The sequence below is a fragment of the Cytobacillus purgationiresistens genome, assembly GCF_030813235.1.
In the GTDB taxonomy this organism is placed as follows: Bacteria; Bacillota; Bacilli; order Bacillales; family Cytobacillaceae; genus Cytobacillus; species Cytobacillus purgationiresistens.
Genome location: NZ_JAUSUB010000016.1, coordinates 112612 through 124130 on the forward strand (window position 1 = coordinate 112612; position 11519 = coordinate 124130).

13 protein-coding genes are annotated in these 11519 nt (G+C 32.3%); 12 read left to right on the plus strand and 1 reads right to left on the minus strand.

Annotated elements, in window-relative coordinates; translation table 11 throughout:
• Positions 1–4: 4 nt before the first annotated feature.
• Entirely contained in the window at positions 5–322 is a 318-nt protein-coding gene (locus J2S17_RS17510; protein WP_307477054.1) for a DUF2642 domain-containing protein, read from the minus strand.
• 555 nt (positions 323–877) lie between these two features.
• Here J2S17_RS17510 and J2S17_RS17515 point away from each other — a divergent pair.
• The 12 genes from J2S17_RS17515 (at position 878) to J2S17_RS17570 (ending at position 11303) form a co-directional block, all read left to right on the plus strand.
• Positions 878–1036, plus strand: coding sequence for a hypothetical protein (locus J2S17_RS17515; protein ID WP_307477062.1), 159 nt, complete (start codon positions 878–880; stop codon positions 1034–1036).
• A gap of 245 nt (positions 1037–1281) precedes the next feature.
• On the plus strand, positions 1282–1521 hold the full coding sequence (locus J2S17_RS17520; RefSeq protein ID WP_307477063.1) for a hypothetical protein: 240 nt from the start codon (positions 1282–1284) through the stop codon (positions 1519–1521).
• 91 nt (positions 1522–1612) lie between these two features.
• Positions 1613–1801 (plus strand): hypothetical protein, encoded by a 189-nt coding sequence (locus J2S17_RS17525; protein WP_307477064.1) that lies wholly within the window; start codon positions 1613–1615, stop codon positions 1799–1801.
• Positions 1802–2836: 1035 nt separating this feature from the next.
• Positions 2837–3466, plus strand: a complete 630-nt coding sequence (locus tag J2S17_RS17530; protein ID WP_307477065.1) for a 2OG-Fe(II) oxygenase — start codon at positions 2837–2839, stop codon at positions 3464–3466.
• Between the two features lie 524 nt (positions 3467–3990).
• The gene (locus J2S17_RS17535; protein WP_307477066.1) at positions 3991–4743 is read left to right on the plus strand and encodes a phosphotransferase family protein; all 753 of its coding nucleotides are present in this window, start codon (positions 3991–3993) and stop codon (positions 4741–4743) included.
• A 1400-nt stretch (positions 4744–6143) separates the two neighbouring features.
• Positions 6144–6425, plus strand: coding sequence for an autorepressor SdpR family transcription factor (locus J2S17_RS17540; protein ID WP_307477067.1), 282 nt, complete (start codon positions 6144–6146; stop codon positions 6423–6425).
• Positions 6409–7047, plus strand: a complete 639-nt coding sequence (locus J2S17_RS17545; protein ID WP_307477068.1) for an SdpI family protein — start codon at positions 6409–6411, stop codon at positions 7045–7047. Before J2S17_RS17540 ends, J2S17_RS17545 begins: the two co-directional genes overlap by 17 nt.
• Before the next feature lie 107 nt (positions 7048–7154).
• Positions 7155–8159 (plus strand): hypothetical protein, encoded by a 1005-nt coding sequence (locus J2S17_RS17550; protein ID WP_307477069.1) that lies wholly within the window; start codon positions 7155–7157, stop codon positions 8157–8159.
• Between the two features lie 353 nt (positions 8160–8512).
• Positions 8513–8737, plus strand: a complete 225-nt coding sequence (locus J2S17_RS17555; protein WP_307477070.1) for a hypothetical protein — start codon at positions 8513–8515, stop codon at positions 8735–8737.
• A 283-nt stretch (positions 8738–9020) separates the two neighbouring features.
• On the plus strand, positions 9021–10202 hold the full coding sequence (locus J2S17_RS17560; protein ID WP_307477071.1) for a multidrug effflux MFS transporter: 1182 nt from the start codon (positions 9021–9023) through the stop codon (positions 10200–10202).
• 412 nt (positions 10203–10614) lie between these two features.
• Entirely contained in the window at positions 10615–10863 is a 249-nt protein-coding gene (locus tag J2S17_RS17565; RefSeq protein WP_307477072.1) for a hypothetical protein, read from the plus strand.
• Positions 10864–10901: 38 nt separating this feature from the next.
• On the plus strand, positions 10902–11303 hold the full coding sequence (locus tag J2S17_RS17570; protein ID WP_307477073.1) for a VOC family protein: 402 nt from the start codon (positions 10902–10904) through the stop codon (positions 11301–11303).
• Positions 11304–11519 lie beyond the last annotated feature (216 nt).

An 11519-nucleotide genomic window follows, 5' to 3' on the forward strand; every position in this document is an offset into this window, starting at 1 on the left:
CCCCTTAACTTAAGATTGTTACTGCTAAAATATTTTGAAAATGCATGAAACATATTGTCGTACCTACTGTTACGACCGCATAGTCTTCTCTTACTACAGATAATACACCCGTTACTATACCTGCGGGGGTTTCAACTTCTACTAAAGATCCAATATGTTTTGAAAGATGATGCTTTAATCCTGTAAATGTACAGGGATCCGAAGAGCAATCATGATTGTGTTTTTCTGGGCAACAAGAAGATTTCTCGCTTACATGCCTACCTTCTTTCTGATCACATTTCATTTCAAAAGTGGGTTTTTTTTTGTTTTTTTGACAAAGCATTTAAAATACACTCCTTTCATTTCTTAATCAGTAACTATTCTATGATGAAAATATCATTCTGATTGGACGAGTCCCTATATTAACGAATTTTCCGGTTATAGATTGTAACCTCTCCCTCATTAAGCAGATTGAATAAAATATGACTAGGTGATCATCATGAATTCAACTCCCCATTGCCAACAAGTTAATATTTTTTAATACCCCCAAACAAGGGCTTAAAAATTAAACGAAAAAGTGAAAAATTTAAGTCATGTATGCTTTATACATTCATTTTCAACAATTTTTTGTTACCCCATCGAAAAACAGGACAGGGCATACGTGTTTAAAGTAATAAACTTAAAGAAATTATTGTAATCTTGACATTTCTTTATTGCGTGTGGTGAAAGCTCCGCTTGTACTACCCAGAGGCAGAAAAGATGGATTAAAAACTATTAGCATAACTGCGACTACAAACTATGTTCTTAAACTAACGGGGGCTTTACTTAAAGAAAGGAAGCTCTTTTTCTTTAAGTAATAAATAGTAAAATTGATATAAAAAAATTGGAGGTAAGATAAATGATTGACATAATTCCGGCATTAATAACTCTTTTGCCGTTATTCATATTGGCATTTGTTTTAAGGTGGGTTCGCCAAATTAAAATAAATAGTGAAATTCAAGTTGAGCAGCACAAACAGATAATATCCCTTCTGCAAAAAATGGATAAGAAAAATTAACTGACATTGAAAATACAAAATGAATTGGACCTAGATTATACTATGAAAGCGTGAATTAAAAGATTGTGAAGGATTGTACTTAAAGAAAAGGGGCGTTTCTTCAATACGAAGGATCGAATGAGTAGCTTTGTTGAACAAGTAGGTAAAATGAAATTTGAAAAAAAACAAAAAATCAGGCTATTTACATATTTACTTCCAAATTCACAAAGTGTAAATTTACACTAATCGTATTTGGAGGTGTTGGCGTGAAATATGGTGTTTATTATTTCCAACTTGTTATATGTTTTTTTGGCTTTATAGTATGCTATATATTTAGCGGCATTGTAGGTAGTTATGCGATTGAGTACAATAATATTCCTTCAGAAATTGAAAAAGCACTCTTTGCTTTTAACCACTCATCTTATCCATATATTGCTTTATTATTTTTACTGTGGGTAATTGTAGTAGTTGTACTTTTATTACGAAAGATAAAAATGCATATTTGACTTGTTTAAAAAATAATATTGCTATTTAGTTGCATAAAGGAAACTACTGAAAGGTTGTAGAATACATTTAATAATAAAGGAGGGAATGTTAATGTTTTGGTTTTGGGGATTTGTCTTGCTTTTAGTCGTGTCGTTTTTGTTATTTGGTTATTTTATTGATAAAAAAACCGACCGTTATAAATTAGTAACTGATAAGAAGGCAAAAGAAGGGCAAGAAGCAATAAAAGATGAAACACAAAAACATAATCCACCTAATATCAACCACACAGATCATTGGTAAGGGAATAATTAATAAATGTAAGTTGGGAATGTGCAATTAGAGAACTTAACGAAGAAACTGGACAAAATGTGAGAGATTTAGAATTTAAGGGATGATTGAAAGTCAAAAACTTAGTGAATGGGACCATTAAATTTAATCCAGTTTACTTCTCACTAATTGATAAACTTCAACCATTTAGAGTAAATGGGGAAATATCGTGTATAAAGCTTTGGGACTTAAATGAAGAAATAGGCATGATTGATTCTTTGGATATAAAGGTATTCGAATATGTCTGAATTGAAATTGATAAAATTACAGCGATAGCTGCTAATCTAATATTGATTCAGCTTATAATTGGGAGTGTGGCTAAAGTAATAAAAGAGGAGAATATGGGTAATGAGTAATTGGTTGTATATTGTTTATGCATTAATCTTGGGAGTTGTATCAATATTCACGGGGGAAATTATTACTTTTGTTATGTTAGGATTTATTTCGTTAAGTTTGTTTAATATTAATTCTACTCTCCTAAAGATATACCATCAAAACAATGAGAAAAATAATAATAAAGGTAGGAAATAAAAAATTTATGTCAATTATAATTATTTATTGTACTAAAGAGATATTTTAGTTGATCAGTCTTGTTTAGAGGAAGGATAGTTCAATAAGAGGGTATGCATAATATAGTAGTGGAATATTTATTCATAACGTTAATTAGTTCCCAATAGGAGATGATTTATAATTGAAAATATATTCTACAACATCAAAATACTTTATACTGGAAATATAGGTTCTGGAGCAGGTGAATAATAAGGTTTTATTCGATTTAAGAATACTGTTTTAATAGTAGATATTTTTGCAACTCAAAGTCAGCACAGAAAATATAAAGAGATTCCGATGAAATTACACAAAAAGAAATAAACAATGTGTTTAATAACCCATTATTACTTAAACTATACTATGGGAAATCAAGTCTTCGAGGCTTGTTCAATACTTTCAACGCTTTTACATGAGTGAAAATTAAATAGGAGCTGATGAAAGGTGACACAGGACGCTAAAATGAAGGAAGAAACTATTTTCCATCACATTGGGAATAAAATCAAAACAGAAGATAGAGAGATTAACGTAATTGCCAGGCTAGAAGAACCGCTAATAGTAATTTTAGGTGACGTATTGAGCGATGAAGAATGTGACGAGCTAATTATGTTGTCAAAAGATAAAATGAACCGTTCAAAAGTTGGAGCCAAACGCGAAGTTAATCAGATAAGAACAAGTGATGGGATGTTTTTCCAAGAGAGTGAAAATGATACTATTATCAAAATTGAAAAAAGAATATCAGCTATTATGAATATTCCAATGGAACATGGCGACGGTATCCAAATACTCAAATATACTCCTGGTCAAGAGTATAAAGCGCATTATGATTTTTTTTCATCGACAAATAGAGCAAGTCTCAATAATAGAATTAGCACAATCGTAATCTACTTAAATGATGTAGAGCAAGGTGGAGAAACTTTTTTTCCTAAACTGAATTTTTCAGTATCCCCGCGTAAGGGTATGGCGCTTTACTTCGAATACTTCTATAACGATACAGACTTAAACGAGCAAACTTTACACGGTGGAGCACCAGTAATAACAGGGGAAAAATGGGTTGCAACACAGTGGATGAGAAGGCAGAGATTAAGATAAAAGCAATATATATGATTGATATTACGCTCTGTTAATGATTGCCGTTAAAAACGAAAGTATTAGCAGAAGATCTAGGTTGTCAATAAGGCAGTATTTTCTTATTTACAAACGGGATATGTTAGCGCAATCGGAAAGTAGAATTTATTAGTTAAAATATTTTTTGAATATTCATACAAAAAAGAATACTCTTTGAAGTTTTTAAACAATTATTATTCTAAACAGGACAGTGAGTTATTGAATGCAATTAAAAAAAAGGAGAAAAGGTATCTCATCATTATATCGAAATTCTTTTACACCTGTCTGTTCACGAAGTATATTATATAGGTCAACTATCAGTTTGGGCAAAGGTACTTGGAAAAGAGCCAATATTTGCGAACTTAATTGGTTTAATTTTTTTCAATCGTTAATGATTTGAAGAGCTTTTTTCTAATGCAACAAACGGGGCAGGTTTTGGAAGAAGGATATCATAATATTTCACCGAATTTTATTAGTATAGTTATTATTAAATTCAGGGAGATAAAAAAGTGAATCTAGGGAATCCAATTGCAAATGGTAATACAGCAGAGCTATATCGAATTGATAATAAAATTGTAAAAATGTTTAAAGAACATTTACCACATACAGAATCCTTGTATGAGGCAAAGAAACAGGAGTTCGCTTATTTATGTGGACTGGATGTTCCGAAAATATATGAGGTTACAGAAATTAATGGAAGACAAGCAATTTTAATGGAATATATAAAAGGCCAGACGGTAGGGAATCTCTTAATAAATAATATGGAATTAGCTGAGCATTATCTGAATGTTTGTGTTAATGTGCAAATGAAAATACATAATGTAGCTGTTGAATCAGATTTACTGGAACCAATGTCAGAAAAATTGCAGCGTCAAATTAAATCAGGAAAAAATCTAAATGAATTACAAAAGAATATATTATTAAGAAGATTGGATTCAATCCAATTTGAATCAAGGCTTTGCCACGGAGATTTTCATCCCTATAATTTAATATTGAGTAATGACAAAGTAACAATTATTGATTGGGTTGATTCTAGTGCAGGTGATATTCGAGCAGATGTATATCGAACATATTTATTGATTTCACAATTATCACTAGAGTTAGCTAAAATGTATTTATGTACCTATTGCAAAAAATCTGGACTTTCACAAGATGAAGTTTTTCAATGGGCTCCCATTATTGCTGGAGCAAGGTTATCTGAAAATGTTTCATCTGAAAACAAAGATCGTTTAAAGAAAATAATAATTGAACATTGTTATTAATGAATAAGGGCTTTGCAGTCCTAATTTGAGATATTATGTATTTAAGCTATAGGGAGATTCTATTAAATAATGGGTTGCGGCAGCCTTTTTTATTCGTAGTTTAGCAAGACTATTATTTGTAAAAAACTCGTTTATCTTTATTATTTTTTTAAAGTCTAAAATGTGGTTGATTGTGTAAAAAGGGACCTTTTATAGTGCTTTCTTTGTTAGTATTTGGACTGTTAGCTATTGGCTGCTTCCGTAAACTTTGTTGATATTAGTTAGGGTATGATTAAGAAAAAAAGGGGGGAATCTTATTAAATTTCTAAAGCCATTGGACTTCATTGTTATCTTGGCTTTCACGCTTTTGTTCCTTTATGACTACTTCCCTAATACCCTACTTGCTAATTCCATTCCCAAAGGTGTTCTAGTTGCACTTATTTTAGGACTATTCTTGTTTAGTCTTCTGTTTAAAAAATACAGAGATACAAACAATAAGGAGATACTAAAATGGGAAATTTTATCGACAATTTATATCTTATTTTTGATGGGATTGTTTACTATTTTAGGAGGTCAATCGTCTTCTGGTATTTCATTCGATAATGGATTTTTATGGATAGTATTAATGATTTCATTATTCGAAATTTTTTCACAGTGGAAGAAAGTTAAACGGATAGAAGCATAAGTGCTTATCTTAACTTCGCATATGATTAACAGTATAATAATTCGACTAATGGAAAACTCCAAGAAGCATTTGTTTGACACGGTCATCAAATTATAAATCACCAGATAACTTTTTTCCTTACTGACAAACGAAAGCCATCATGCTTTGCAGATACATTCCTCCTTGCTTTATGTAAAAGTCTTCATACATCGTTATCGATTCCCTTTCCAACATAATGAAACTGATTTTTTTTTATTACGAATGCAATGCTCTAAGACTGCCAAGACCTATTCTTCAATTCTACAATAAAAAATAATTTCATAGGCAATGGCCTTGGTCTGTATTATTAATCATAGTATGGTTCTTATCTAACTGAAGTGGCAATATAGTGGAGAAGATTTCAATATCCAATTTATGTTATCAAATTAATGCTTTTAGTTATCTGTGGATGTTGAAAAATTGGAAGCTTTCTATAAAGAAAATCTTTAAAAATAAATGAGCAGCTACAGCTGAAATTCAGTTGTAGCTTTTTTGTGTGAAAAACGATAATCGGTTGCTGCGGCAACCTTTTTTTATAGGACTATAGGGCATGTTAGCACAAAAGGCATTATTAGCGATATAAATAGTTATAAGAATTATTAATTTTAAGTCATTATCTATTTTGATTTTTTTCTAAATAGATAATGACTTTTTACGGAAAATATTATATAATTCTATTTAGAGATATTTCTAAATAGTAAAAGTGAGAGGTGTTATGGTGGGGTTTCCAGAAACATTTAAAGCACTTTCGGACCCTGTGCGACGAGAGATTTTAGTAATGCTAAAAGATGGGAAAATGTCAGCAGGAGAAATCGGAAAGCGATTTGATATGACAGGCGCTACAATTTCTTACCATTTGTCACAATTAAAAAAAGCAGGATTAATTTTTGAGACTAAGTATAAGAACTTCATTTATTACGAAATTAACATTTCAGTATTTGAAGAAGTAATGCTGTGGTTCTCACAGTTTGGAGGAAAAGAAAATGACAAGAAAAATTGATAGGACGTTAATTATTACTACTTTGATTTGTTTGCTACCTATTGTACTTGCATTTGTTCTATATAATAAGTTGCCAGATCAAATAGCCATTCATTGGGATTCTGCTGGAACTCCTGATAATTTTGCTCCAAAAGCAATTGCTGTTTGGGGATTACCTCTATTAATGGCAGGAATTAATATATTTTCATATTTTATGATACAAAATGACCCTAAAAATGCTAATGCATCTTCTGTATTAAAGCAGTTAGGATTATGGATCTTACCTATAACATCAGTGATTATCATTCCAGTAACTTTATTTAAAGCTATTGGTTATAACATTCCAATTCAAACTTTAGTCCCTGTGATGGTAGGTGTAATTATCATTGTGTGTGGAAATTATTTGCCTAAAAGCAAACAAAGTTATACAGTTGGTATTAAATTGCCTTGGACACTTCATAGTAAAGAAAATTGGAATAGGACACATCGTATGGCAGGTTTTTTGTGGGTATTTGGTGGAGTATGTATGGTTATTGGAGGATTTTTGAATATAAACTGGCTACCAATAACTCTTCTATTAGTAGCCGTTCTTGTTGGATTACCATTTATGTATTCATATTCACTATACAAAAAAGGCATATAAGTACAATTTTACTAAGGCCAACAAAGGGCTGGCTTATAGGTTTGCAGAAATACTTAACTTAAACTTTTGTTCTTATTAATGGGGTTTAGGATTATGGAGTGATTCAAATGATAGTAGTGGACTTGTGTGAAGCTTGTAAAGCAAGTGGGATTATAGTTGAAGAAACTTCTGATGATAATAATCAGCCTTACAAATTGTGCCTTCAATGTCACGATAGGTTATTAAAGCGATCCTTAAAGCCTCTCGAATGGTATAACTTATCGGTTGTACATTCTACCAATAGGTTTTTACTACACGATGATTTTTATGATGAAGATGGAGAAGCTAGCCAACCAGAAGAAGATGTAATTGTAACTGATAAAGATAAAGCACCAACATTGGATGATATTAAAAATAACTTAGAGCTTTTAATAGATTTTTCTATAACCAGATGGTTTCTTGAAGATGATGTAGTAAAAGCATTTAAAGAGTACGATAACCTTACGATTTTAAAATCTGTAAAATCTAGATTTAACGAATCAGAGAATTACGAAATAAAAACTCGAATGTTAGAAATCGTGACTGATGTATTAGGGACTTCAGCATCAAGCTGGGTTAGAGACCTTTGGGATAACTATGATAAGGAATTGCTGTACCCAATATCTTGGGCAACTTCTAGTAGTATTCCAATTGAAGAGGGCTTAAATAATGTATTTAATAAATTGGAATCTATAAAAGAAAAAGAATTGCCTATTGTAGCTTTCGGTAGTCTTTATCGGTTCAGATCAGAAATCATACTCGAATGGATGGAAGCTAATTGTACTATATATAATGAGAATTGGGGGAGGTTGGCAGCTTTATGCTTTCCTACCTGGGATAGAATGAAAATGTGGTTAATCAAAGGTAGACCGTTAAGTTTAATTGCTCTTGATACAATGGCAAACTGTTTTATTAGAGGCGGAGATCCCGTTGTTCAACAATTTTCTCCTAAGATACTTGGAACAGAGAAAAATGAAGTAGAACCAATTTTATTTGATTATTATCAGCAAGATAGTGTTCCTAGAGCCAAAATGAAAGTAGCTAGAATTATGGAAAACAAGGAAGAAATATTTCAATCAAACGAGACTAGTTAGTTCTTTTATTCTCAGCTCATTCTAAGAATGTATATTTATTTTATGTATTTGTGAAGAATTACTCGTAAACTAACGGGGGCGTTTCTTCATAACGAAGAATCGCTTTTCTTATGTCACAAACAGGGCAGTAGAGTTGAAAATTGAAACTACCACCTAACTTTGTATTCAGTAACAAAAGAGGCATTACTTATTTGACTAACTGGGGCAATACTTGATCAACCGGTATTATCCTTTTCTTATGGATGATTTGTTTGTTTGAATTTTATGAGGATTAGGTTGTCTGATGACAGCTTTCATTTATGTAGCAAAAACGGCAGGTTAGTAAACTAATTCTCAAAAAAGGGGGATAAAAAGTGGATTTATTACTTTTGTTTACTGTCGGTTTCATCATAATCGGATTTGTTATTCTCGTTTCTATGAAAAAAAATATGGAAAGTAAGCTCGCTTTTATAATAAGAAATATGGAAAATAAGAAAAGTTCAACTAAATCGATAGTTTGGTGGATAGTGGGAACCACAATTTGGGGGATAGTGAGTATCATCCTTATTGTGTGGTGGTTTTCTGTTAATATGAAATAAATTTGGTTATGGTTTTAGATGGAAGTAGTTCATCTTTGTGATGAAATGTACTTAAACAAACGAAGGCTTTCCTAAAATAAAGGAGAGCTTCTTCCCTATGTCACTATAGGGCAGGTTAGTTGAACTTTAATATGTACTAAAAAGATAGTATGATTTTCAGTGTACTACATTGAAGGGATGTGAATTCATGAGTGATTTAGAAAAAATTAAACTCGTGAAACCGCCTTTTCCCAAGCTACGATGTTTTTCTCTCAAACCTATAATTATCTAGGAGAGGATTTTCTTGAAGAAAAACATCGAAAACAAAACACCTAGTTTATTAATAATTGGATTAATAGGCTTTCCACAAATTAGTGAAACGATTTTTAGCCCTTCATTACCATCTATTGCTGAAGCATTTGAAACTTCTATGAGTAATGCCCAGCTTACAATGAGTATTTATTTCATTGCTTTTGCTTTGGGAGTATTTTTCTTTGGACGTTTATCTGATAGAGTTGGTCGTCGTAAGTCAATGCTTTATGGGTTACTTTTTTACTTTTTTGGTAGCATATTTTGTTTAATAGCAAGTGATTTGACGGTTTTATTAATTGGTCGTTTTATTCAAGCATTTGGTGCAAGCGTTGGTTCTATAGTGACACAAACGATTTTGCGTGAAAGCTTTCATGGAGTTAAACGGCATAAATTATTTGCTCAACTTTCTGCTGCCCTTGCCTTTACACCTGCCATTGGTCCATTAATAGGTGGCTTTACCGAACATCACTTGGGTTTCAGGTACGTATTTGCAGTGTTAGTTGCTATGAGCATTGTTATATTCTGCTATGCATTTTTGCGCTTACCCGAGACAAAACCGACAATAATAGAACAAAAACCTCTGCTACCATTAATTAAGAGAATAATTACAAATCTTCGTCTATGGTTATATGGCATTTTGATTGGCGGTATCAATGGTATACTGTTTAGTTATTATAGTGAAGCACCATATATTTTCACACAATATTTTTCACTAACAAGTGCGACGTATGGGCTTTTAGGTATTATCGTTGCCCTTGCTTCAATTGCAGGTGCGATGTTATCTAAACAACTTGTTAATCGTATGAAACCTGAGAGGGTAATCGTATTTGGATTAGGTATTATGCTTACTGGAATATTGTTGGCTACATCGGTACATTACTTACCTTCTTCAATACAAATGCCAATCATGATTGTTAATGTGTTCATTATATTGTTTGGAACAGGTACTGCTTTACCAAACTGTTTAAGTCTAGCTCTCGTTGACTTTCAAGATGCTATCGGTTCCGCAGGTGCCGTATTTAGTTTAGGGTATTATATGCTCGTCAGTGCCACAATCTACGGTATGAGTGTTTTCCATAACGGTACACTACTAGCGATGCCACTCTATTTCTTAGGGATTGGAATCATTATGCTATTAATGAGTCTATATTTACTGAACAAAAGTAAGGAATAACCGCATAACTTTTTCGATATGAATCCATTTTGGAAATCTAAAATGGATTCTTCTTATTGGGGAATTTATAATACACTTTCTTCAACTAACGGGGGCTATCGTTAAATAAGTTTCACTATTAATCTAGTATAAAAACCAGAGAAAAAGATTATACTAAACCATATAAGGATCTAGTATGGGGGAATAATTATGATTTTCTCAAAGGCATGGCAATTATATAGAGCGGATAAACACATGGCCAAACATTAAAAGCATATGATATTCAGTTATCACTACTCATTAATTACTTTGGAGATATCTCAATTAAAGAGACTTCTACCGAGTCGCTAAAACTATATTTAGGGAAAGTGGCATAGGTGCTGAAGGCATCTAGTTTATGTCACCGTATAAGATTTATAAAGTCATTGTTTAAATGGGCTCAAGAAGAGAACTACACATTCAAATAAATCCTGCTACTGCAATTAGAGAACCTAAATTGGATACACGTATACCAAAATTTTTAATGGAACAAACGCGGCAGGTTAGTAGAAGAAGGATACTACAACAACATGAGCGAATAGAGAAGTATAGGAGGGATACTTTGGAATTTGTAACATTAGAACAGAACATAGAAAAAATAAAAAATGCTTATAAAATGTCTGTTAATGTGTTAATTGCCTAATAGTCGGTAAGATAATTGATAAAGGAGGACATGTTGAGATGATTACACAAGCATCGCAAGTTTCTATTTTAGTTAAGGATCTTGAAGCAGCAAAACAATTTTATACCAAAAAATTAGGGTTCATCGTTCGAGATGAAATAGAGTTTTCTCCGGGATGGAAGTATCTAACCGTTTCACCGAGTTCTGCAAATGAAACGAGACTAGAATTAGTTAAAGCAGACACACCGGGGCAAGAAGCGATTATTGGTAGACAAGCCGCAAATCAGGTGTTGATTATGTTTTTAAGTGACGATATTGAAAAGGACTATCTTGAAATGAAAGACCGTGGCGTGACCTTTCATGGGGAACCGAAGAATGTTCCAGGCGGAAAAGGTGTAGGTTTCGAAGATTTGTATGGTAACGCATTTGACTTATTTCAACCGATTTCAAAAGAAAGATAAGAGGTTAACAGCGGAAAAATATTCTGATTATTAATAATTATTAAATTAATTTGCAGTGTAGGGGTTTATTGTACTAACGGGGGCTTTCCTTGAAAAAGTGGAGTCCTTTTGTTATGTAACTAAAGGGGCAGCATTCCTGTAATAACTGAAAATGCGATTTGAATGAAAAAAGACCTCTTGGTAAGATGAATGTGTCCTGAGCTGGCCAGCTAAAAA

Bases quoted from the DNA above. Each gene is read 5' to 3' on its own strand.
- J2S17_RS17510 (WP_307477054.1), bottom strand. From the start codon at position 322: ATGCTTTGTCAAAAAAACAAAAAAAAACCCACTTTTGAAATGAAATGT.
- J2S17_RS17515 (WP_307477062.1), top strand. From the start codon at position 878: ATGATTGACATAATTCCGGCATTAATAACTCTTTTGCCGTTATTCATA.
- J2S17_RS17525 (WP_307477064.1), top strand. From the start codon at position 1,613: ATGTTTTGGTTTTGGGGATTTGTCTTGCTTTTAGTCGTGTCGTTTTTG.
- J2S17_RS17530 (WP_307477065.1), top strand. From the start codon at position 2,837: ATGAAGGAAGAAACTATTTTCCATCACATTGGGAATAAAATCAAAACA.
- J2S17_RS17545 (WP_307477068.1), top strand. From the start codon at position 6,409: ATGACAAGAAAAATTGATAGGACGTTAATTATTACTACTTTGATTTGT.
- J2S17_RS17550 (WP_307477069.1), top strand. From the start codon at position 7,155: ATGATAGTAGTGGACTTGTGTGAAGCTTGTAAAGCAAGTGGGATTATA.
- J2S17_RS17565 (WP_307477072.1), top strand. From the start codon at position 10,615: ATGGGCTCAAGAAGAGAACTACACATTCAAATAAATCCTGCTACTGCA.
- J2S17_RS17570 (WP_307477073.1), top strand. From the start codon at position 10,902: ATGATTACACAAGCATCGCAAGTTTCTATTTTAGTTAAGGATCTTGAA.